The following is a 22514-nucleotide window of genomic DNA, read 5'->3' as shown; positions in this document are numbered from 1 at the left end:
CCCCAGCCAAGGAACTCCACCACCCCATGCCCACCCACACCTTCGTCCTCAACGGGCACCCCGTCACCGTCGAGGCCCCGGACGACATGCCGCTGCTCTGGGTGCTGCGCGACAAGCTCGGCGTCACCGGCCCCAAGTACGGCTGCGGGGTGGGCGTCTGTCGCGCCTGCACCAGCCACCTGGACGGCGAGGAGTTCCAGCCCTGCACCCGCTCCGTCAAGGACTGCGAGGGCCACCGCGTCACCACCATCGAGGGCCTGGCCGACGGCGACACCCTGCACCCCGTCCAGGAGGCCTGGCTCGGCTGCGACGTCGCCCAGTGCGGCTTCTGCCAGCCGGGCCAGATCATGACCGCCGTCGCCCTGCTGCGCCGCACCCCGAACCCGACCGACGCGGACATCGACCAGATCCAGAACATCTGCCGCTGCGGCAGCTACCCGCGCATCCGCGAGGCCATCAAGCAGGCGGCGGCCCGGCAGGTGTCCGGCTGACGGCACGCCGCCCCGCCCGGGGCGCGGGCGGGGCGGACGGGTTCAGCCGGTCGTCAGCACGCCCGCAGGCCGTTGTGGAAGTACCAGTTGCCGTCGGCGTACGCGCCGTAGACGTAGGCCGGTCCGAAGAAGTTGCCGTTCGTCCCGCCCACCTGGTACCAGACGTTGCCCTGGCTGTTGATGTCCTCGCCCCTGATCCAGCACTCGATGTAGATCTCGTCGGACGACCACGTGTACGACCCCAGGTCGCCGGCGACCTTGGCCGTCCAGGAGTACTGCTGCGCGTAGACGCCCACACCGTGGCCGCTCGCGTGGTAGCGGAGCGCGTACCAGCCGTCGGCGAACGCGCTGCCCTCCGAGACGCCCACCGCGCCAGCGGCCAGCGCCACCACGGCCGCCGCGGTCGCGCCACGGCGGCCGATCTTCTTGAGGATGCCCTTGGCCATGTCGATTCCCCTGTTCGGTCGGACCGTTGCGCCGCCCCGTTGGCCGCGGCGACTGGGACAGCTGACCCGACTTCCCACGGTGTTCGGTACCGCCTGACGGAAACTGACAACACCTGACACCGGCCGACGCCCGCCCCGAACACCCCGTCCTGCCAACCGGAGTCCGTCGATCACGTAACGCCGCAGCCACGCGTCACTATGATCCGTACGCGACAAGCACACACCGGTCGCCGTTGGATCTGACATCTGACAACAGGGGGACGCCATGGCGGAACAGGAGTCACAACCCGCGGAGAGCGAACAGGCCCCGAGCGCGGCGGAGGCCCTCGCCGCCGACCTGCGCCGGCTGCGCCTGGGGGCGGGCCAGCCCTCGTTCCGCACGATGGCGAAGACCGCCGGCTCCATCTCCCACACCACGCTCCACGAGGCGGCCTCCGGCTCGCGCCTCCCGTCCTGGACCACGACCAGGGCCTACGTCCGGGCCTGCGGCGGCGACGAGGCCGAGTGGCACCGCCGGTGGACCGCCGCCGCCGACGAGGGGGCGGCCCCACCGGCCTCGCCGATCCCACCGGTCGAGCCCTCGGAGCTGCCGGTCGCCGCGAACACCACGGCCGACACCCCGGCCGACGCCAGGGCCGACCGCACGGCCGCCTCCGCCGCCGAGCCCCCGGCCGCACCGGGCCGGAGCCGCCGCCGGATCTGGACCCACGCGTTCTGCCTGCTCCTCGGCGTGGCGCTCGGCGTCGGCAGCACGCTCGGCGTGGTCGGCTTCCGCGCGCCGAACGCCCAGCCCCCGTCCGCACACGGCTGCCCGTCCGGGGACACCGAGTCCGCGCCCGCCGAAGCGGCCGCCCGCCCCGCGCCGGGCCCGCGGCCGGCGGCGGCACGCACGGCCGCCGACGACGGCGCACCGTCCTGGGCCTCTCGGATCGCCTTCGACCAGCAGGCCGTCTCCAGTACCGAGATCGTCCTTCCGGTGCTCTCCCCCGTCACCCCGGGTGACGCCCTGGTGGTCACGATGATGCTGACCAGCACCTGTCCCGGCGCGGTCACGGTCACCGACAGCCGGGGCGACCGCTTCCGGATCGTCGGGGACGTCACCGACTCGCTCCGGCACCGGGTGCTGATCCTCGCGGCCTTCGGGGCGTCCGCGCTGACCGCGGAGGACTCGATCCGCGTCGCCCACCCGCGGGCGAGCAAGTACCACGTCGCCGTCGACGAGTTCCGCGGCGTCTCCGCCGTCCGGTCGGTCGGCCGCGCCTCCGGTGACGCCGGCGGGACGACCTTCTCCACCGCGGCCAACGCCGCCGCCTGCGCGCCGGGCGACCTCCTGGTGGGCACGGTCGGCAGCAACAGCGGCAGCGCCCCCGAGTTCGGCACCAGTTGGACCAACTTGCCCGCCCTGCGGCTCTCCTCCTACCGCCTCACCACCGCCCACCGGATCGCGACGGATCCGGACCACTGCGCCGCCACCGGGCAGACCACCTCGCAGTGGGGCGCCGTCCTCGCCGTCCTGCGCTGACCGCCCCCACCGCTCCGCCAACCCCTGGCCCGGCCGGTCCGGACCACTTAGGCTGACCGCACCTCAACCACCCCACCACCGAGGGATGCTGAATGATCAGGCGCCGTTCACTGCTGGCACTCGCGGGCCTGGGCGGCGCCGCAGCCCTGCTGCCCACCGGGCCCGCCCAGGCCTCTCAGACCAATACCGCTCAGACCGCCCGGCCGCGCACCATCGACCTGCCCGCCCCCACCACCGGTCGCCCGGTCGGCACGACCACCCTGCACCTGGTCGACCGCGATCGCCCGGACCCGTTCGTGCCCGCCGCCGGCCCGCGTGAGCTGATGGTGCAGCTCTGGTACCCGGCACGCGCCACCGCCGGCCGCCCCCGCGCGCCGTACACCACGCCCCGGGTCGCCGCCGCCATCGATCAGCGCCTGCCGCTGGATCCGGGCACCATCGCGGCCGTCCGCCCCACCGCCCGTACCGACGCGCCCGCGCTCCCCGGCCCGCTCCCCCTGCTGCTGCTCGGCCACGGCCGCACCGGCTTGCGCAGCAACTGCACCGCGCTGGCCGAGGAACTGGCCGCCCACGGCTACCTCGTCGCGTCGGTCGACCACACCTACGACGCCCTCGCCGTCGAGTTCCCGGACGGCCGGCTGGTGCGCACCGTGCTGGAGGACGAGCCGGCCGACTGGGAGGCCTCCGAGCGCCGCGAGATCGCCGCCCGGGTCGCCGACCTCCGCTTCGTCACCACCGAACTGACCGAGCGCCAGGACCGTTTCCGCGTCGACGGGGGCCGGATCGGCGCGCTCGGCCACTCGATGGGCGGCTCGGCTGCCGCCGAGGCGATGCGTCAGGACGAGCGGTTCCGGATCGGCCTCAACCTCGACGGCGGCCTGTTCGGCTCGCCCGTTCCTGACCTCGGCCTGGACCGGCCCTTCCTCCTGCTCACCTCCCTCGCCGACCACGAGACCTGGCAGCGCTGGCGCAGCCACCAGCACGCCTGGGGGAGGCAGTTGCACACCTTCGGCGCCGGCCACCTCAGCTTCACCGACCTGCCGCACGCCGCCCTCCCCGGCAACCTGCCGGGCCACCTCCCCGCCGACACCTACGCCGCCCTGCTCGGCACCATCGCCCCCGCCCGGGCGACCGCGCTCACCCGCGCCTACACCCGGGCGTTCGCCGACCACTTCCTCCGAGGCCGCCCCGCGCCCCTCCTCGACGGCCCGTCACCGCGCTTCCCGGAGGTCGAACTCCGCTGGAGCCGCGACTGACGCCCGGCCGGGGCCGCGACCTCGGACGTCAGGCCCGCCGGGTCGCCCGCAGCGAGTTGCCGTCCCGCCGAACCCGGAGGAAGAGCACCGTCAGCGCCACGACGGTGAGCGTCACCAGGATCCCGGTCTCGACGAGCTGGATCGGCACGAAGTGCCCGACGGGGTGGTACTCGATCCAGTTGCTCGTGGCATCTTCGCAGCCCTTCGTCCGATCGCCGTCCCAGCAGAACTCGTTCGAGGCCCACCGGCCGTCCTGGAGCACGACCCCGCGGTCGATCAGCCACGCGTTGTTGGGCTGCCCGAAATAAACACCTCGCGGGGCCAGCTCCCTGACCGACGGGTAGAAGGAGGCGCGGTTCCACCGGAGCAGGCCGTGGACGACCGCCAGCAGCACGCCGGTGGCCAGGACCGAGGCCACCGTGCGGCGCAGCAGCTGCCCGACCAGCAGGCCCAGCACCAGCGCGAACAGCGACCAGGCGATCGGCACCACCCCGAGGACGGGGTAGGTGAGGCCCTGGAACGGCGGATCGAAGGTGAACGGGCGGCCGCCGATGTCCGCGCGCCACACCCAGGTCGCCAGGACGGCGAGCACCGCACCGGCGGTCAGCACCGCCAGTGCGGGCAGGGCGATCCGCGCGGTGAGCCAGCGCAGCGGGCTGACGGACTGGGTCCAGGCGAGGCGGACGGTTCCGCGCTCGTACTCCTGGGCGAGCATCGGGGCGCCGAGGAACATGCCGATCAGCAGGGGGACGGCGGCCAGGGCCGGCTGGAGCCACATCGTGTACAGGTAGGTGCGGCGGGTGATGGGCGCGACCATGCCCTGGCAGCCGGCGTTGGACCAGCTGACGATCTCGGAGCACTCGGCCCGGCGCAGATCCGCCATCAGCGGCTGGAGGGAGAAGTGCAGCCACAGCAGGGTGGCCGACGCGGTGACGACCAGGGCGGCGATCGCCCAGAGCGCGGTGCGGCTCTGGCGCCAGCTCAGCCAGATCAGGCCGCCCGGGCGGGGCGCGGTCCGCGGCTCGCGCGGTGGCGCCGCGGTGGTGGCGCGGTCGGCCAGGACGTTGGTGCTCATGCGGCGATCCCGTTCTCGGTCGTCTGGGCCTGCGTGCCCGGTCCGGTGGCGGCCCGGGCGGTGCCGGCCGGGGTCCGGAGGTAGCCGAGCAGCAGCTCCTCCAGGCTCGGCCGGCCGCTCTCCCACGGGCCGTCCACCGGATCGCCGGTGCGGACCAGCGCGTCGATCCGGCGGCCGGTGGAGCGCTGTTCGACCAGGACGCCCTCGGGGAGCGCGCTGCCGGCCGGGCCGGTGAGCAGCTGGTGTCCGTCCAGCAGGTCCTCCACGTCGCCGCAGAGCCGGATCCGCCCGGACTGCACCAGCAGCAGGTAGTCGATGACGCCGTCCAGCTCGGGGATGATGTGCGAGGAGACCACGATGGTGGTGCCGCGCTCGGCGGCCTCGGCCATCAGGGTGCCCATCAGCTGGTGCCGGGCCAGCGGGTCGAGGTCGGACATCGGCTCGTCGAGCAGCAGCAGGTCGGGGCGCTTGCCGAGGGCGAGCGCCAGGGCGACCCGGGTGCGCTGGCCGCCGGAGAGCGAACCGATCTTCACCCTCATCCTCAACTCGCCCTGATCTATGACCCGTTGAGCGAGGTCCTGGTCCCAGGACGGGTTCAGCTCCCGGCCGAGCCGCAGGGTCTCGGCCACCGTGAAGCCGGGGTAGAGCGGCTTGTCCTGGGCCACGTACGCGACCCGGGCGCGCAGGTCCTCGGTGGTGGCGGGCTCACCGAACACCCGCAGCTCGCCCTCAGTGGGGGTGAGCAGACGGGCGGCGATGCCGAGCAGGGTGCTCTTGCCCGCACCGTTGGGGCCGGCCACCCCGCAGATCCGCCCGGCCGGGACGGCGAACGTGCAGTCGCGCAGCGCCCACTCGCCCCGGTAGCGCTTGCCCAGGCCGTCGGCCGCGAGCGCCGCCGGAGCCCCCGGCGCCGCCGCCGCTGCCGGTGCCGGTGCTGTGTTCATCGGGTCGTCCACCCGGTCCCCCCACTGTCCTCTAACTCGGTGTTTCCGGGGAGACCCCGGTGTCGAATCGCTGCTCCAGAACGGAGGCCATCAGCGCGGCGATGTCCTCACGCTCCAGTCCGACCTCGCGGGCCCGGTCCACCCAGCCGACCAGGTCCGCGCGCAACGGCCCGTCGGCGGCCGCCTCCGGCCGGGCGAGCGAGCGCCGGACGAAGGTGCCGAGCCCCGGCCGGGGCTCGACCAGGCCCTCGCGTTCCAGTTCGCGGTAGGCCTTCAGCACGGTGTTCGGGTTGATCGCGGTCAGCTCGACGACCTCCCGCGCGGTCGGTAGCTTGTCCCCGGGCTGGAGCAGCCCGAGCCGCAAGGCCTGCTTGGTCTGCTGAACGATCTGCTGGTAGGTGGAGACGCCGCTGCGCCGCTCGATGCGGTACTCGATCACACGCGATTCGACCTTTCACTAGTCCAATAGTGGAATAGTGACCCACTGCGGCACCCGGGTCAAGCCGGACCGGGGGCCCGGCGATGCGGACGATCAGGGCCGTCGCAGCAGCAGGAGGGAGTCCTGGTCGACGACCCGCCGGTAGCCGAGCTGCTCGTACTCGACCAGCATCCGGGCGGTGTCGGCGGTCGCACACGGGGCCTGCACGCTCGGGTCCGTCCGGTCCACGACCACCCACTCGGGCCCCGGCCCGGTCGGCGCCTGGCAGACCAGGGTGACGGTGGCCCGGCCGGTCAGCTGCGCGGCGAGGCGGTTGGAGGCGGCGACGGCCGCGCCGTCGGGTATCGAGCCGAGCAGCGCCCGGGTGTACGCGAGCCGGGGCGAGGTGCGCCACGCCTCGGGCATCACCACCTCGTGCAGCGGATAGACCGGCACCGTCACGGCCGCCACCAGGGCGCTGACGGCGAGCGCGTGCCGCGCCCGGCGCGGGTCGGTGCGGGTCAGGGCGTCCACCAGCGCGGCGATCACCAGCGGCATCAGCACCGCGCTGTAGTGGTAACTGACGCCCCAGTAGTGCGGGTTCGCCGAGAGCAGCCGCCAGCCCAGGGTGGGCACGCAGAGCAGGACCAGCGGCGAGCGCAGCCCGAGGAAGCCCGCGGTGGCGGCGAGCAGGAAGAGCAGCAGCCACTTGATCGGGGGCCAGCCGATCCGGGCCGCCAGGGACCAGGGCGAGGGCCGCCCGCCGCCGTCCAACTGCTGCCAGTAGTCGAACCCGCCGTGCGGGTTGAACGAGGGCAGCACCACCGTCACGGTGAGCACGGTGGCCGCGACCCCGACGCCCGCGAGCACGAGCCCCGGCAGCGGGCCGCGCCGGCCGCACCCGCCCTGGCGGGCCCGCCAGGCGATCAGCAGGCCGAAGGTGGCCACGGTCAGGCCCAGGTCCTCCTTGACCAGCAGCAGCGGCAGCGACCACAGCGCCGCGGCCAGGTGGCGGCGCCGACCGAGCGCGGCGGCTGCGAAGGCCAACAGCGGTACGGCGAAGGCGATTTCATGGAAGTCGTCACTGACGGCCCGGACGATCCCCCAGGACGCCCCGGTCACGCATCCGATCACCAGGGCGACCCGCGGCCCGCCCGCCTCGTACGCCCACCGGGTGAGCGGCACGACCGCCAGCGCCATCAGCAGCGCCTGGGCGACCAGCAGGGTGACGGCCCCCGGGAACAACCGGTAGACCGGAGCGAGCACGGCGATCAGCGGGTGGAAGTGGTCCCCGAGCAGGTGGTAACCGGGCCCCTTGAGCGGCACGATCGGCGCCTGCCCGTGCGCGTACGCGCGAATGGCCTGCTCGAAGATGCCCAGGTCGTAGGCCTTGCTCAGGCCGCGCCGGTAGCGGTTGACGGCGACGCAGGTGTAGAGCGCGGCGAACCCCGCGGCCAGGCCCCAGGCCAGGACGGCAGGTCGACGCGGCGGACGGAACAGACGCATCGGCAAAGTACCCTTTCACTATTCGATTAGTGGAAGGGTGGTGGAAGGGCACACCGTCGTCAACCCCGGTCCGGCCGCGCCGACCGGGCCTCCGACCTGCCCGGATGCGGTCCGCTAGGCGGGTGATGTGGAGCCTGCGGAGCCCGCCGGCTCCGTGGGACTCAGGACCGCACGGCCTCCGGGTCGCGGCCGAAGAAGCCGGCGAGCCGGTCGTACGGCGGGGCGTCCTCCGGAACGGCGACCTCGGGACCGAAGGCGTGCTGCTCCTCCTCGGCGCCGCGGTACCCGGGCGTGAGGGCGCCGCGGGCCCAGGCCAGGGCGGCGAGAGCCACCTCATGGTCCAGCCCCTCGGTGGACTGGTCGGTGGCATGGGCCAAGTCCCAGTCGTGGACGGCGAATTCGGCGATCTGCTGGTCCACCGGGAAGCGGGCCGGCAGGGCGCCGACGCCGGGGACCTCCAGCGTGCCGGTGAGGTCGCCCGCCGCCCGCCAGGCGTCGACCAGTTCCTCGGCGCCGGCCTCGAAGGCGTGCAGCCAGTCCTCCTCCACCCGCTCGAAGGGCTGCGACCAGTCCGGCTGCCCGCCCCCGGCCCGGACGGTGAACTGCCGCAGGTCGAACAGCAGATGGCTGACCAGGTCGCCGACGTCCCAGGAGCGGCAGGCCGTCGGGTGCCCGGCCAGCTCGACGCCGACACCGTCGATCAGCCCGGCGGTCTGCGCGAGGGCCCGGGCGAGCAGCTCGATCGGGTCTTCCGCTGCGGTCATGGCACACCTCTCGGTCGGGAGCGCGTCGCCGGCGTGGCCGGGTGCGGTCGGGAGCACCGCTCGGACCGGGCGATCGTAAACGCGTCCGTCGACGACCGCCCGCCACGACACCGGCCCGGTGGTCGCACCACCGGGCCGGTCTCCGTACTGCGACGTGCCGCGAGCTGTCAGGCCTGAACCGTCAGGCCCGAACTGTCAGGCCGCGAACCCGCCGTCCACCGCGAGCTCCGCGCCCGTGACGTACCGGCCGTCCTCGCCCGCCAGGTAGGCGACGGCGGCGGCGACGTCCGCGCCCATGCCGAAGCGGCCGAGTGCGGTCAGGCTGCTCTGGAGCTCGGCGGCCTCACCGTCCACCGGGTTCATGTCGGTGTCGATCGGGCCGGGGTGGACCACGTTCGCGGTGATCCCGCGCGGGCCGAGCTCCCTGGCCAGCGCCTTGGTCAGGCCGATCATCGCCGCCTTGCTGAGCGAGTAGACGGTGGCGCCGGGGAAGGCGACCCGCTTGGCGATGCAGCTGCCGATGGTGACGATCCGCCCGCCGTCGGCCAGGTGCGCGGAGGCGGCCTGGGCGAACAGGAACGGCGCCCGGACGTTCACCTCCAGGACCCGGTCGACGTCGTCGAGCGCCAGGTCACCGATCGGGCCGAGGACACCGACGCCCGCGTTGTTCACCAGGACGTCCAGCCGCCCGAACCGCTCCGCGACCTCCGCGACCACGGACTGCACCGCCTGCGGGTCGGCGCAGTCCGCGCGGACCGCCCAACCGCGGCGCCCCATCGCGGTGATCTTCGCCGCGACCTCCTCGGCCCGCTCGGCCCCGCCCTGATAGGTCAGGGCGACGTCGGCACCCTCCTCGGCCAGCCGTAGCGCGACCGCCGCCCCGATCCCCCGGCTGCCGCCGGTCACCAGGGCCACCTTGCCGTCGAGCTTCGCCGCACCGTTCATCGTCATATCTCCAGAACTCCTCATTCGGATGTGATCCGACTCGTTCCGATCAGAACCCCCGGTTCCGATCTCGGACATGACTCGATCCTGGGCCTCGGCGCCGGAAAGCTCCGGCGGTATTCAGACGTCGCGTTCAACCTTCAACTATCTCCCGAAGCGCCCGCGCACACGGCCTCACGCCCGCTCGCACGCCCCCTCCCCTCGTGCCTGGCCCTCTCTCGCACCCGACCCCGGAAACGCGCCGGGCCGAACGGCCGGCCCCGGGGAGGGGCGGCCGCTCGGCGCGGGTGTGCGGAGGTGTCAGACGGTCAGGGTCTGGCCCGGGAAGATGAGATCCGGGTCGCCACCGATGGTGCGGGCGTTCTTGCCGTACAGGTTGCCGGTGTCGGTACCGAACTTGGCCGCGATGCCGCTCAGCGTGTCGCCGCTCCTGACGGTGTAGCCGCCACCGGAGGTGTTCTTCTCCGAGGACGGCGCCGACTGCGCCGGCTTGGCCGACTGCTGCGGCTTCGACGCCTCCTGCTGCTTCGGCGCCGGCTTGCTCTTCGGCGCCTGCGGGGCCTGCGGCGCCTGGGTCTTGGGCGTCTTGGCCTTGGGCGCCGGCTTGGCAGCCGGCTTCGAGGGTGCGGTGTCGGTGGTGTCGACGGCGGCCGGGGCGCCGCCCTTGCTCAGGCCCGCCTTGGCCGAGCAGACCGGCCACGCCCCGGGCCCCTGCGAGGCGAGGACCTTCTCGGCGACCGTGATCTGCTCCGCCTTGCTGGCCTGGTGGGCCTGGGGGGCGTAGGCGGTGCCGCCGTACGCCCTCCAGGTGCTGGGGGTGAACTGCAGTCCGCCGGAGAAGCCGTTGCCGGTGCTGATGCTCCAGTTGCCGCCGCTCTCGCACTGGGCGACGGAGTCCCAGCTGGAGGTGGGCGCGGCGGAGGCCGAGGTGGCCGTGACGAGGCCGGCCACCGGCAGGGCCGCGACGGCGGCGCCCGCGACGACCGCCATCCGCACGCGGTTGCGCTTGGTGGCGGTGGTGTCGGTGGCAGCGGCGGTCTCGTGACGGGAAGTCATATAAGTCCTCTCGGCAAGCCCCGGGCGGGCAGGCGGAACCAGACCCATGACGGGCCGATAGTCGCGCTCACCTCGCTCGACGGGCGGCCGGACACGTCTGGGACGCGCCGTGCCGCCCCGGCCACCTCCACTCGCCGACGACCTGTTCGAGCTGGTCGCGTCGGCGGGCACGGCCCTCGCGCCGGGGGTCAGGTCGGCGGGCCATGCGTCGGGGTGAACCCGGGTGGTGCTCGTTGCACCGCCAATGAAGCTACGGGCCACCTCGGGGTGCAGCAAGCAATTCTTGGTCTCCGCAGGTCAGTTGACTGTTACCGGCGGTATTGATCAAGGTGCCGCGCCCAGTTCGACCAGGTTTGACCACATTTTCAAGATCAACTGATCAACTTTCACGCCCCCCTTCACCTCTGTCCACCTGTGAGCCCGAGCACACCATCCACCCACCGCGACGACGAGCTGACGCACCGTCACCACTGAAGCCGGAGTTCCCCGTTCCGTCGGGCCATCTGGTGGCATCCGCCACACCCGACACGCTCCGCGACCGGTCGGACGCGTTCAGTCCCGGGCGCCGAGCTCCGCGTCCCGCGCCAACAGCGCCGCCTGCACCCGGTTCTCACAGCCCAACTTGGCCAGGATCCGGCTGACGTACGTCTTCACCGTCGCCTCGCTCATGTGGATCCGCGCCCCCGCGTCCGCGTTGGACAGCCCCTCGCCGAGCAGCGCCAGCACCTCCAACTCGCGCGGCGTCAGCACCTCCAGCCGGCGCCGGGCCTCCGCACCCCGGGCGGCCGCCGAACCGCTGCGCCCGGAGGCCAGCGAGTCGACGATGTGCCGGGTGGCGGCCGGGGACAGGAAGGCGTACCCGCCGGCCGCCGCGCGCACCGCCTGGATCAGCTCGTGCGGCGCCGTGTCCTTGAGCAGGAATCCGGCGCCGCCCTCGGTCACGGCGCGCAGGACGTTCTCGCGCTCCCCGAAGGTGGTGAGGATCAGCGCCCGCGCGCCGGGTGCGACCCTCGGCAGCTCCGCGAGCGCCGTCAGCCCGTCCATCACCGGCATCTGAATGTCCAGCAGCACCACGTCCACCCCGTGCGCCCGGGCCAGCTCCAGCGCCTCCCGCCCGTCGGCGGCCTCGGCGACCACCTCGATGTCGGCGGCAGAGCCCAGGATCATCCTGATCCCGGCGCGGATGAGCGGCTCGTCGTCGGCGACGAGGACTCGGATCACGGCTGGTCATTCCCCTCGAACGGTGCTGCGGCAGGAACACCATCCTCACATCCGGCCGAACCCCGCGCCCCACCCGGTCAGAGCGGTCAGGACGGTCAGAGCGATCAGGGCGGTCAGGACTTCGTGAGGTAGTGCTCCTTCTCCACCAGCACCCCGTCCTTGAAGCAGAACCGCATCACATTGTCCTGGCCCCAGGCGTCGCTGAGGTCACCGGACAGGTACCAGCGGCAGTGCGCGCCCTCCGGGGGCTTCGGCCCGCTGCCCCGGTAGTCGTCGGTGAAGAAGGTGTTCCCCGGCGGCAGCCGGTGCAGCACGTCGGCCTCGGGCGTGCCGGTCTCCAGCCCGTCGTACACCGACTTCGGCACCGTCGCGTCGTCGGTGCCCTGGACGAAGGCCACCACGCCCCAGATCAGCAGCCCCAGCACGGTCAGGCCGACCGCCCCCACCCCGACCGCGCAGCCGATCGCCGGACTGCGCCGCCCCTCCTCCGCCCCGACGACCGGCGGCAGGCCGTCCAGCACCCAGTCGTCGACCCCGGCGATCGCCGCGGCCCCGTCGCCCGTGCCCTCCGCCCCCTCGTACGGCAGCACGCCGGCCAGCCGGAACCCCTGGTCCGGCGTCGGCCCGGCGTGCACCATGCCACCGACCAGCCGGGCCCGCTCCCGCAGGCCGGTCAGCCCCTGGCCGCCGCTGACCGCCGGGCCCGCGCCGGCGCGCACGCCCACGGGCTCCGGGGCGCACGGGTTGACCACCTCCACCACCAGCGCGTCCGGCTCGTACCGGAGCGCGACGGTGATCGGCGCGCCGGGGGCGTGCTTGTGCGCGTTGGTGAGCGCCTCCTGCACCATCCGATACGCCGCGTGGTCCACCGCGGCGGCCAGCGGACGCGGCTCGCCCTCCCGGGAGAAGGAGACCCGCGCCCCGGCCGCCCGCGAGGAGTCGACCAGCCCCTCGATCCCGTCCACCCCGCCCCGGGCCGGGGACGCGTCCGTCGCCGGCCGCACCGCCGTCGACTCGTCGTGCAGGACGCCGACCACCTCGCGCAGCTCCCGCATCGCCGCGACCGCCGCCTGCCGCAGCACCCCGACCGCCTCGCGCTGCCGGTCGTTGAGCGTACGGTCCACCTCCAGCGCGCCGGAGTGCACGGAGATCAGCGCCAGCTGGTGGCCCAGGCTGTCGTGCATGTCCTGGGCGATCCGGTGCCGCTCGCGCAGCCGGGCCTGGTGCACCACCATGACCCGCTCGCGCACCAGCTGGTCGTTGCGCTCGCGCAGCGCGTCCAGCAGGGCGCGGCGCTGGGCCCGGTAGCGGCCCCACAGCGCGGGCAGCACGGCGACCAGCAGGAAGCCGCCGAGCGAGAGCCCGACGATCAGCTTGGGCGAGGCCGAGCCGGCGTCCTTCAGCACCCCGGTCACCATGAACAGCACCCAGCTCAGCACGAAGGTGCCGACCAGCGCGGTGACCCGGCGCAGCCTCGCCCCGGCCGACCAGCCGGCGCAGACCAGCAGCAGCATCGGGCCGACGGCCCAGCCGGCCGCGGCCGAGGTGAGCAGCAGCACGGTCGCCGGGAAGGCCGGCCGCAGCACCCACAGCAGCGCGACCCCCAGCCCCACCAGGACGGGGTGGCCGGCACCGGCGGCCACCTCCAGCAGGGCCGCGACCCCGCCCATCAGCAGGGCCAGCGCGCCCTGGCCCACCACTCGCCGGGGCGGCCAGGGCCCGGGAAACGCCGTCCGTACCGCCTTCTTCCAGGCCCGCGCCATCGCATCCACCCGTCGAGGCTATCGGGCCGCGCCACCCGACCGCCGCCACCGTTCGTCGCCCCCGCCCCCGACGAAAGTCGCCGCTCACGGCGTTCGGGGCACCTCCGTGGGCACCCCCGTGGACACGCCCGTGGACACGCCCGTGGAGTCGTCCTCACCGAAGGCCATGAGCAGCAGCGCCACGTCGTCCACCCGGTGCGAGGAGCCGACCTCGCGCAGGATCCGTTCCGCCAGCAGCTCCAGGCCGTCCGGCCCCTGCGCCCCGCCGCGCCCGAGCGCGGCCCGCAGCAGGTCCACCCCCTGGTCGATCGCCATCGCCGGATCCTCCACCAGCCCGTCCGTGTACAGCGCGACCACCGTGCCGGGCGCCAGGCGCAGCTCGCTGACCGGGTACTCGGCCTGTTCCTCCACGCCCAGCAGCGGCCCGCCCGGCACGTACAGCGCCTCGGCCCACCCGTCCGGGAAGCGCAGCACCGGTGGCAGGTGCCCGGCCCGGGCGATCCGGGCGCGGCCGTCGGCGGGGGTGAGGCGGACGAGGCAGCAGCTGGCGAGCAGTCCGGGGTCGAGGTCGAGGAGGAGCCGGTTGGTGCGGGCGAGCACCTGGTCGGGCGGGTCGCCGCCGGTGGCGAAGGCGCGGACGGCGCTGCGCAGCTGGCCCATGGTGGCGGCCGCGCCGACGCTGTGGCCCTCGACGTCGCCGATCACCAGGGTGACGTCCCCGCCGGTGACGATCGCGTCGTACCAGTCGCCGCCGATCTCCATGCCCTGGGTGCCGGGCAGGTAGCGGGCGGCGATCCGGATGCCGGGCACGTCCGGGAGGCGGTGCGGCAGCAGCGCCTGCTGGAGGCCGCGGGCCAGGGCGAACTCGGCGTCGTACAGCCGGGCCCGTTCCAGGGCCTGGGCGATGAAGCCGCCGAGGGCGGTGAGCAGGCCGCGGTCCTCCGCGGTGAAGGGGCGCGGCCGGTCGAAGCCGAGGATGCAGCTGCCGACGGGGTGGCCGGAGGCGATCAGCGGCAGGAAGGCCCAGGCGCCCATGTCGTCGAGCGCGATGCCGGGGTAGGCGGCGGCGAGTTCGCGGACCGATTCGAAGAAGATCGGGGTGCCGGTGCTGAGCGTCTCCGCGCCGGGGATGCGGGCGGCGACCGGGGTGCCCTCGAAACCGTCCAGGAAGCCGTCCGGGTAGCCGGTCTGCGAGATCAGGTGCAGGTGTTTGTCGCACACCCCGTAGATGGCGAGCTCCTGGCCGCCGAAGGCCGGCAGGATCTCCTCGGCCACGGCCCGGCAGACCTCGCGCACGCTGACCGCCTCGGTGAGCGCGCTGGCGAGCTGGAGCAGGTGGTAGGTGCCGCCGATGCCGGCGGGGGCACCGGTCGGGGTGGCGCCGCGGGCCGCGGACGGCGGGGGCGCGGCCCTCGGTTCGGCCGCGCCCGGCGGGGCTTCGGCGGCCACCACCCGGCCGGTGACGCCGTGCGTGTCGGGGTAGAGCGAGAAGGCGAGCCAGCCGTCCGGCGGGCGGGCGGCCAGGAAGGCGGTGGGCTGCTGGGAGAGCAGGGCGGCCCGGTAGCGGTTCTCGAAGAAGGGGTCGGCGAGCCAGGGCAGCACGTCCCACAGGTGGTGGCCGACCAGGTCCTCGCGGCGCGCCTGGAGCAGCGGCTCGGTGGCGCGGTTGGCGTAGCTGACCCGGCCGTCCGGGTCGAGTGAGAAGACGCCCTCGCGCAGTCGCTCGACGGCGGCCGCGGCCGCGGTGAGGGTGCGGGCGTCCAGCACGGCGCCGACCAGATGGGTGCGGCCGTCCGAGATCGCCGCGGGCACCCGCGCCCAGAGCTCCACCGGGTACGGGTGGCCGTCCGGCCCGAGCACCCGGACCCTGGCCGCCAGCACCTCGCCCCGGGCCAGGGCGGTCCGGGCGGCGGCCCGGAACTCGGGCAGGTCACCGGGGGCGATCCGGCTGCCGAGGGCGGCCACCGTGCCGTCGAACTCGTCGGGTTCGAGGCCGAAGATCGCGAGGAACTGCTCGTCGGCGGCCAGCGCCCCGGTGGCGACGTTCCAGTCGAACATCCCGACCCGGCAGGTCGGCGCGGACGGCGGCGGCAGCTCGACCACGGCCGCGTCGCCGCCCGGCTCCACGGGGTGCCCGGCCGCCGCCAGGCCCGCCAGCCCGGCGGCCAGCCGCTCGGCCACCTCCGCCAGCCGCGACGGGGCGTCCTCCGGGACGCCATCGTCGGAGGCCGGCCAGAACACGCTGAGCACCCCGAACCGCTCCTCGCCGCCCGCCACCGGCACGCAGGCGGAGGCGAAGTCGTACGGCATGCCGACCGCGAGCTGCGGGAAGCGCCGCATGGTGTCCTCGGTGTCGGCCAGGGTGACGGTCCGCCCGGTGCGGAAGCTGACGGCGACGGGCAGCGGGCCGGCGGCGGCGATCCGCCGGAACGGGCTCATGATCGACAGCGGTACGCCCGCGATCGTGCAGAGCACCAGCGAGCGGCCGTCCCGCGAGCGCAGGTACACCATCGCCCCGTACGCCCCGGTGCCGCCGAGCGCCCGGCGGACGGCGCCCGCCAGCAGGTCGTCCCGCTCGGCCGCCGCCGGGGCGGCGTGGGGCTCCAGCGGCCGGTGCGGGCCGGGCGGCGCCGCCCGGTCACGGCCGCCCGCGTGCGGATGGCGCATGCTCTTTTGCTACGCCGGGCCCCGGGGCGTGTCAAGGCGAGCCCTCCGGGGCCCCGGATGCCCGTCGGCCCCGGTTGCGCCAGCATGGACGGCATGCCGACCACCTCCGGCCGCACCACCGTGGTCAACCTCAAGGGCCACCGCGACGACCCCTCCTGCGCCGACGTCGTCTACGTCGGCCGCGCCATGCACCGCGGCGGCTGGCACCTGTCCGAATCCCCGCTGCACTGCCCCTACCGCCCCGGCCCCGACCTCACCCGCGAGCAGATGGTCGCCGACTACCGCGCCTACCTCCTCGCCCGCCCCGACCTGCTCGCCCTCGTCCCGCCCCTGCGGGGCCACCGCCTCGGCTGCTGGTGCGCCCCGCTCCCCTGCCACGCCGACGTCCTCGCCGTCCTCGCCGACCTCGCCGACCTCGCCGACCACCCACCGCAGCACTGACGGGCGCGCGCCTCACAGCCCGGAGAGATCGGCCTCCACCGCGTACGGCACCACGGCCTCGACCTGACCGGTGAACAACTCGCCCACCCGGTACGAACCGCTCGCCGCGTCCAGCACGTAGGTGTGGACGATCGGGACGCCGCCGGAGACCTGCTCGACCCGCCAGTGGAACGGGATGCCCGCCTTGGCGTACTGGCCCGGCTTGACCACCCGGTCGGTGGTCTCCGAACCCGGTGGTACGACCTCGACGAGCAGCAGCACGTCCGCGGGTCTGGTGGGCGACTCGTCGATCGTGTCCGCCCGGTAGACCACCACGTCCGGGCGACGGTTGTTCAGCGGCACGTCCTGGAGCCTGACGTCGAAGTCCGTGTCGGCATTCCACTCGGCGCCGCCGGCCGCGTCCAGGGCGTTCGCCAGGAACCGCGCGAGCCGGTTGTGCCGTTTGGAGGCGCTCGGGCTCACGACCACCGTCCCGTCGACGATCTCGATGCCCGCGCACTGCTCCACGGTCCAGGAGTCGTACTGCTCGCTGGTGATCTGCCGGTGCATCCACTCGGGTGCGATCATCTCGGCCGTCACGCCGTACCTCCCCCGGGGCTGCTGGGCGGGCCTGTGCTGTGGGCCTCAGCCCAGTACGCCCCGGTCGGGGTTTCGGGTGGTTCGGGGGCTGTTCGATATCCTCCGGGCGAGTGGTGGCGCGTGGGGCGCCATGGGGGAGGTGGGAGCCGGTATGCAGTCGCCGTCGTCCGAGGGGCCCGTGCGCGAGGCCTCGTGGCAGTGGGACGGGGAGGCGGACGGCGCCGCGCGGGAGCCCGTGGACGTGGTCGGCGGGGGCGGGGACGGGCCGCGGCTGAGCCGGCGCGGGCTGCTGGCGGGGGCCGGGGTGCTGGCGGCGGGCGCGGCGGTGTGGGCGTTCGGCCGTTCGGGTGCGGACCAGCCGGCTCCGCCGCCGAAGCCGCAGCCGACCGCGTTGTCCGGGCCGACCCCGCTGTGGACGTACCGGGGGCCGGAGGCGATGACCCCGGAGCGGCTGACCGGCCCGCCGACCCGGCCGGTGTTCCTGTCCCGGGCCGGGCTCCAGGTCCTGGACCCGGCCACCGGCGAGGCGGCGCGGCTGCTCACCGTCGACCCACCGCGCGGGAACTGGCCGAGCGACCTGGAGGTGCTGGGCCAGGTGGTGCTCGGGCCGGACCGGGTCTTCACCACCTCCCCGGGCCACCTGGACGCCCGCCACCTCGGCGACCCCGCCGCCGACTGGAGCCTGCCGCTGCCCGACGACCTACAGGGCTCCGTCCAGTTGTCCGGCTTCGACGACGGCACCCTGTACGGGTACGTCTGGGACTGGTCGCGGGAGAGCTCGACGCCGAACGGCCGGCTCTTCGCCGTCCGGGTCGCGGACCGCTCGGTGCTGTGGCACCTCTCCATCGACCGCAACGAGCGGCCGTTCACCCCGGTCACCGCGCCCGGCGGCCGCCTCCCGTGCCTGCGCAACCTGGGCGACGGCAGCGAGCTGGTGGTCCGGGACGCCGCCGACGGCCGGGAGCTGTGGACGGCCCCCAACACCGGCGGCCTGAGCTGGTGCGTCTGCGGCCCGGTGCACCTCTACGTCCCCGACGGCGCCGACGGCGTCCGTGCGCTGCGCCCCGGCGGCGAGCCGGCCTGGACGGTCTCTCCCGCCCGGGGCGAGTCGTGGCGGGCGATGGCCCTGGTCTCCGACGGCCCGCGGGTCTACCTGACCCGCGACAACGGCCTGGTCACCGGGCACGACGCGGTCACCGGCGCACGGCAGTGGGCCTACCGGCTGCCGTTCCTGCTGGACCGCCGCAGCCATCCGCTGGTGGTCGGCGGCACGCTGTTCGTCCCCGGCCCGGCGGCCGCCGGGGTGTGCGCGATCGACACCGCGAGCGGCACGCCGCGCTGGACGTTCCTCGACTCGGGCCCCGGCAAGGACGTCTGGTCGCTCGCCGTCGACGCGAACCACCTCTACGTCGGCCACGACGACGTCCTGCACGCCCTCCCGCTCACCTGACCGCCCGGCACGACAGCCACGACGGCACGACAGCACGACAGCACGACAGGATGGCCTGATGCAGGTGCACCCGATCTCCCCCGACCGGCTGGCCGACGTGCTCGCCGACCGCATCGCCGCGCTGTCCGACCCCGGCGGCCGGTGGCTGCGGGTCGCGGTGGACGGCGCGCCCGCCGCCCGCCCCGACGTGCTCGCCGACGCCCTGGTGGAGCCGCTGCGGTTGCGCGGCCGTCCCGCGCTGCGGGTGTCGGCGGCGGGCTTCCTGCGCCCGGCCTCGATCCGGCTGGAGTACGGCCACCAGGACGCGGACGCCTTCCACGACCTCTGGCTGGACGACCGCGCCCTGCTGCGCGAGGTACTGGACCCGCTGGAGCCCGGTGCCAGCGGCCGCGTCCTGCCCTCGCTGCGCGACCCGGTGACGGACCGCTCGACCCGCGCCGCGTACGCCGAACTGCCGCCCGGCGGCGTGCTGTTGCTGGACGGCGCGCTGCTGCTCGGCCGCTGGCTGCCGCTGGAGCTGGCCGTCCACCTCGCGCTCACCCCGACCGCCCTGGCCCGCCGCACGCCCGCCGACCAGCAGTGGACGCTGCCCGCCTTCGCCCGCTACGAGGCGGAGACCGGCCCGGCCGAGGCCGCCGACGTCACCGTCCGGGTGGACGACCCGCGTCATCCGGCCCTGGTCGAGCGGACCTGACACCCGTACCGGCCGGGGCCGGGCCGCGCTGGCAGTAGGGGCACCAGTACGCCACCCGGTCCTGCGGGGGCGTGCCCTGGCGGGCGGTCCGCACGAGGGTGCCGCAGCGCGGGCAGGGGCGGCCGGCCCGGCCGTAGACCCAGTGCTGGTGGCCGCGCCGGGTGTCGCCGGTGGTGACGTGGCCGGGGCGCAGCCGGTTGGCGTCGAGGATCTCCCGGGCCCGCTCCACCAGCCGGTCGGGGCGCGGGAGTTGGCCGACCTCGGTCCACGGGGTGACGCCGGCCAGGTAGCAGAGTTCGGCGGCGTAGACGTTGCCGATGCCGGCGAGGTTGCGCTGGTCGAGCAGCGCCTCGGCGAGCGGGCGGCCGGGGTGGGCGAGCAGCCGGCGGACGGCCTCCACCGGGTCCCAGTCGGGGCCGAGCAGGTCGGGGCCGAGGTGGCCGACGGCGCGTTGCTCGTCGGCGGTGCGCAGCAGGTCGACGACGGGCAGCCGGTAGCCGACGGCGGTGCCCCGCTCGGTGCCGAGGACGGCGCGGATCTGCCAGGCGGGGCCGCCGGACCAGCGCTCGCCAGGCCGGTAGACCTCCCAGCGGCCGTCCATCCGCAGGTGGGTGTGCAGGGTGAGGCCGCCTTCGAGGCGGGTGAGCAGGTGCTTGCCGCGCGGGGCGACCTCCAGCACCCGGCGGCCGGCGAGGACGGCGGTGGCGTGCGCGGGCACCCGCAGGTCGGCGCTGGTCAGCACCTGCCCGGCGAGGGCCTCGTGCAGCCGGGCCGCCGCGCGGTAGACGGAGTCACCTTCTGGCATGCCTCCATCCTCCACCGCGCGGCGGCCCGGCGGGGCGGCGCGCTACTCGGCCTCGGCCACCTGGCCCTCCCGGACGACGACGACCGGGCAGGACGCGTGCTCGGTGAGGTGGCGGCTGACCGAGCCGAGCAGCACGCCGGAGAAGCCGCCGAGGCCGCGGCTGCCGACGACGAGCAGCGCGGCGCCCTTGGCGGCCTCCAGCAGGGCCTGGGCGGCGTTGCCGGGCATCACGCTCTCGCTGATCCGCACGCCCGGGTCGTCGCCGACGACCCTGACGACGGTGTCGGAGAGGGTCTTGCCGGCCAGTTCCTCGGGGTTGAAGACCTCGGCGGACGGCACGCTCGGCGCGGCCCAGCCGTAGAACGCCGGGTACTCCCAGGCGGCGATCGCGGTGATGGTCCCACCGACGGCCCGTGCGTAGTCGACCGCCCAGCGCAGCGCCTGCTCCGAGGCGGGCGAGCCGTCCACGCCGACGACGATCCGGGGGTTGGCACTCATGGCGTTACTCCTTGGCGCTCAGTTCCTGCTCGGTCCCGACACCCCGAACATAGATCAAATCGGGCGTGTGGTCGATATTTGCCACGCCGTGATCGGCGTTTTGCATTCAGATCGATGGCAATAGGCCTGGCCGATCTGCGGTTCTGCGGTTCTGCGAGGATGCCCGGGCACCGGCCCCTCCCTGACGGCTCAACTCCGGTAAGCGGCCCAGGAGTCGGCCATCCGCTGGACCTGGCCAGGGGTGAACTGGCTCATGCAGGAGTCGTAGCTGTAGTCCATGAAGTTGTGGATCGGGTCCAGGCCGGGCCCGGTGCAGGTGTGGCGGCCCTCGGGGCAGCCGTAGGCGGGGGTGCGCTCGGGCGGGGTGTCGTCCACGTAGTCGCCCGGGGGCAGGCAGCCGCCCTGGAAGGTGTGGAACAGGCCGAGCCAGTGGCCGATCTCGTGGGTGGCGCTGCTGCCCTCGTTGTAGTGGGCGGCGGCGCCGCCGGGCAGGGAGGCGTCGAGGACGACCACGCCGTCGTCGGCGGGGTTCGAGCGGAAGGCGCCCGGGAAGGTCGACCAGCCGAGCAGGGACTGGCCGAGCTTGGCGGTGTAGAGGTTGAGGGTGCCCGCGTCGCCCTTGCGCAGCGCGCTCTTCATCGCCGCCTCGGCCCCGGAGCCGGGAGTGATGCCGTCGTACCAGGAGGCGTTGTCGGTGTAGTCGGTGCCGGCCAGCTCGAAGTGGAACTGGCTGGGGGTGTTGCCGTCGCCCTGGCCGCCGTAGGTCGCGTTGAGGTGGTCGATCTGGGCGGCGACGACGCCCCCGTCGAGCCGGCCGGCGTCACCGGCGTGGATCACGTGGACGAAGACCGGCACCGTCGTCGGGGCGCCGATCCGGGCGTGGGCGGAGGAGAGCTGGGCGAGCCGGTCGTCGAGGTCCGCCTGCATCGCCCGGGCCTCGGCGGCGGTGACGGCGTTCGGGTCCTGCCCCGCCTGGCCGCCGGCCGGCTTGCGGGCGGCGGCGTCGGAGTCGGAGCCCGCACAGGCCGCGGTCACGGCGGCCGCGGCGGTCACGGCGGCGGAGTGCGGGGCCGGGGCGGCGAGCTGGCTGAGACCGGTGGCCGCGACCAGCGCGGCGGCCCAGGGGAACAGACGGGGGGCACGCGAGCGCACCCGGGCAGTACGGCGCATCTGCGCTCCTGACAAGGGAGTTGACGGAGTGTCGGCCGCGCCCCGGGCCCGCCCGGCTCGGCGCGGACCCGCCGAGACTACGACGCGGCGAAGACGATCTCCCGCAGGGCGCGCGCGGCGGCCCGGTCGAGTACCACGGCCGACGCACAGCCCTCCGGCGGCCGCCCGGCCCCGGTGAGCCGGCGCCGCAGCCTGTCGACGGCGGCCCGGTGCCGGAGGAAGGCGTAGCGGGAGACGCCCTGCCCCCGGCTCTGCTGGCCCTCCCGCGCCTCGGCCGGTTCGGCGTCCAACAGCAGCAGGTGCACCCGGCGGCCCTGCCGGGCGGCGGTGCGGGTCAGCCAGAACCGCACCCAGGACAGCGAGCCGCAGTCGTGGACGGCGAGCGGCCCGCCGGCCAGCACCGCGCGCCGCAGCCGCCGGTAGTGCGCGATCCGCGCCAGCGGGCGGTAGAGGGCGTACGGGAGGCGGCCGGGCAGCCTGGCCGCGTACTCCTCGCGGACCAGTTGGGAGTCGACCAGCGGGGCGCGCACGCAGCGGCGCATCAGGGTGCTCTTGCCGCTGCCGGGCAGCCCGGAGACGACCAGCAGGTCGCCGGCGGGGTAGTGCAACGCCACGGGGGCGGGGCCGGCCCGCAGGTCGTGCAGGCCGGGCTGCACCCGTAAGGCCTGCCGGGCGGCGGCGAGGCCCCGTCCAGGGGGCGGGGGGGGGGGGGGGGGGGGGGGGGGGGGGCGGGGGGGGTGGGGGGGGGGGGGGGGTCTAGTCTCTTTCCTCCCTTCTCCGAAACGGATCTCCCCCAAAAAGAA

General features: G+C 74.7%; 22 protein-coding genes. 6 read left to right on the top strand and 16 right to left on the bottom strand.

The genetic code is table 11. From position 1 onward, the window contains the following. Positions 1 to 26: 26 nt before the first annotated feature. The gene (locus AC07AL_RS14355; RefSeq protein WP_363617537.1) at positions 27 to 491 is read left to right on the top strand and encodes a (2Fe-2S)-binding protein; all 465 of its coding nucleotides are present in this window, start codon (positions 27 to 29) and stop codon (positions 489 to 491) included. 53 nt (positions 492 to 544) lie between these two features. Here AC07AL_RS14355 and AC07AL_RS14350 read toward each other — a convergent pair whose 3' ends face one another. Then, the gene (locus tag AC07AL_RS14350; RefSeq protein WP_363588467.1) at positions 545 to 937 is read right to left on the bottom strand and encodes a hypothetical protein; all 393 of its coding nucleotides are present in this window, start codon (positions 935 to 937) and stop codon (positions 545 to 547) included. Positions 938 to 1202: 265 nt separating this feature from the next. On the opposite strand from AC07AL_RS14350, the gene AC07AL_RS14345 reads away from it, so the two are divergent. After that, positions 1203 to 2459 (top strand): hypothetical protein, encoded by a 1257-nt coding sequence (locus AC07AL_RS14345; RefSeq protein WP_363588469.1) that lies wholly within the window; start codon positions 1203 to 1205, stop codon positions 2457 to 2459. Positions 2460 to 2551: 92 nt separating this feature from the next. Then, entirely contained in the window at positions 2552 to 3715 is a 1164-nt protein-coding gene (locus tag AC07AL_RS14340) for an alpha/beta hydrolase family protein (RefSeq protein ID WP_363588471.1), read from the top strand. Between the two features lie 28 nt (positions 3716 to 3743). Here AC07AL_RS14340 and AC07AL_RS14335 read toward each other — a convergent pair whose 3' ends face one another. The 10 genes from AC07AL_RS14335 to AC07AL_RS14290 form a co-directional block, all read right to left on the bottom strand. Further along, complete coding sequence (locus AC07AL_RS14335) at positions 3744 to 4790, bottom strand: hypothetical protein (RefSeq protein WP_478317574.1); 1047 nt, start codon at positions 4788 to 4790, stop codon at positions 3744 to 3746. Next, a complete protein-coding gene (locus AC07AL_RS14330; protein ID WP_478317573.1) occupies positions 4787 to 5734 on the bottom strand; it encodes an ABC transporter ATP-binding protein in 948 nt (315 codons plus the stop codon). Before AC07AL_RS14330 ends, AC07AL_RS14335 begins: the two co-directional genes overlap by 4 nt. A 31-nt stretch (positions 5735 to 5765) precedes the next feature. Then, positions 5766 to 6173 (bottom strand): GntR family transcriptional regulator, encoded by a 408-nt coding sequence (locus AC07AL_RS14325; RefSeq protein ID WP_063350485.1) that lies wholly within the window; start codon positions 6171 to 6173, stop codon positions 5766 to 5768. A gap of 93 nt (positions 6174 to 6266) precedes the next feature. After that, the gene (locus AC07AL_RS14320; RefSeq protein WP_363630584.1) at positions 6267 to 7658 is read right to left on the bottom strand and encodes a DUF2079 domain-containing protein; all 1392 of its coding nucleotides are present in this window, start codon (positions 7656 to 7658) and stop codon (positions 6267 to 6269) included. Between the two features lie 161 nt (positions 7659 to 7819). Then, entirely contained in the window at positions 7820 to 8422 is a 603-nt protein-coding gene (locus tag AC07AL_RS14315) for a TIGR03086 family metal-binding protein (protein ID WP_478317572.1), read from the bottom strand. A gap of 195 nt (positions 8423 to 8617) precedes the next feature. Next, positions 8618 to 9373, bottom strand: coding sequence for an SDR family NAD(P)-dependent oxidoreductase (locus AC07AL_RS14310; RefSeq protein ID WP_478317571.1), 756 nt, complete (start codon positions 9371 to 9373; stop codon positions 8618 to 8620). 294 nt (positions 9374 to 9667) lie between these two features. After that, on the bottom strand, positions 9668 to 10423 hold the full coding sequence (locus tag AC07AL_RS14305; protein ID WP_363588481.1) for a transglycosylase family protein: 756 nt from the start codon (positions 10421 to 10423) through the stop codon (positions 9668 to 9670). 552 nt (positions 10424 to 10975) lie between these two features. Continuing rightward, positions 10976 to 11644, bottom strand: coding sequence for a response regulator transcription factor (locus tag AC07AL_RS14300; RefSeq protein WP_363588483.1), 669 nt, complete (start codon positions 11642 to 11644; stop codon positions 10976 to 10978). A 113-nt stretch (positions 11645 to 11757) separates the two neighbouring features. Then, complete coding sequence (locus tag AC07AL_RS14295) at positions 11758 to 13407, bottom strand: sensor histidine kinase (protein ID WP_363588510.1); 1650 nt, start codon at positions 13405 to 13407, stop codon at positions 11758 to 11760. An 84-nt stretch (positions 13408 to 13491) separates the two neighbouring features. Next, positions 13492 to 16074, bottom strand: coding sequence for a SpoIIE family protein phosphatase (locus AC07AL_RS14290; RefSeq protein WP_363588485.1), 2583 nt, complete (start codon positions 16072 to 16074; stop codon positions 13492 to 13494). Between the two features lie 93 nt (positions 16075 to 16167). Here AC07AL_RS14290 and AC07AL_RS14285 point away from each other — a divergent pair, with 93 nt between their 5' ends. Further along, positions 16168 to 16515: a DUF4326 domain-containing protein gene (locus AC07AL_RS14285; RefSeq protein ID WP_478317570.1), complete on the top strand. Its 348-nt coding sequence runs from the start codon at positions 16168 to 16170 to the stop codon at positions 16513 to 16515. Between the two features lie 12 nt (positions 16516 to 16527). On the opposite strand, the gene AC07AL_RS14280 is transcribed toward AC07AL_RS14285, so the two are convergent. Further along, positions 16528 to 17094: a Uma2 family endonuclease gene (locus AC07AL_RS14280; RefSeq protein WP_478317569.1), complete on the bottom strand. Its 567-nt coding sequence runs from the start codon at positions 17092 to 17094 to the stop codon at positions 16528 to 16530. 151 nt (positions 17095 to 17245) lie between these two features. Here AC07AL_RS14280 and AC07AL_RS14275 point away from each other — a divergent pair, with 151 nt between their 5' ends. Continuing rightward, a complete protein-coding gene (locus tag AC07AL_RS14275; protein ID WP_478317568.1) occupies positions 17246 to 18544 on the top strand; it encodes an outer membrane protein assembly factor BamB family protein in 1299 nt (432 codons plus the stop codon). Positions 18545 to 18602: 58 nt separating this feature from the next. Then, a complete protein-coding gene (locus tag AC07AL_RS14270) occupies positions 18603 to 19238 on the top strand; it encodes a nucleoside/nucleotide kinase family protein (protein ID WP_363588492.1) in 636 nt (211 codons plus the stop codon). Here the strand turns inward: AC07AL_RS14270 and AC07AL_RS14265 are convergent. The 4 genes from AC07AL_RS14265 to AC07AL_RS14250 all read right to left on the bottom strand — a co-directional run bounded on the left by AC07AL_RS14265 (position 19186) and on the right by AC07AL_RS14250 (position 22367). After that, a complete protein-coding gene (locus tag AC07AL_RS14265) occupies positions 19186 to 20043 on the bottom strand; it encodes a DNA-formamidopyrimidine glycosylase family protein (RefSeq protein WP_363588494.1) in 858 nt (285 codons plus the stop codon). The two genes, AC07AL_RS14270 and AC07AL_RS14265, sit on opposite strands and share 53 nt — an antisense overlap. Positions 20044 to 20085: 42 nt before the next feature. After that, complete coding sequence (locus AC07AL_RS14260) at positions 20086 to 20541, bottom strand: universal stress protein (protein WP_363588496.1); 456 nt, start codon at positions 20539 to 20541, stop codon at positions 20086 to 20088. Positions 20542 to 20730: 189 nt separating this feature from the next. Next, positions 20731 to 21711 (bottom strand): zinc metalloprotease, encoded by a 981-nt coding sequence (locus AC07AL_RS14255; RefSeq protein ID WP_363588498.1) that lies wholly within the window; start codon positions 21709 to 21711, stop codon positions 20731 to 20733. Positions 21712 to 21788: 77 nt separating this feature from the next. Then, positions 21789 to 22367, bottom strand: coding sequence for an AAA family ATPase (locus AC07AL_RS14250; RefSeq protein WP_478317566.1), 579 nt, complete (start codon positions 22365 to 22367; stop codon positions 21789 to 21791). Between the last annotated feature and the right edge of the window lie 147 nt (positions 22368 to 22514).

This window comes from Kitasatospora sp. NPDC043949 (assembly GCF_056435365.1).
This window is presented reverse-complemented; position numbering and strand designations above follow the sequence as displayed.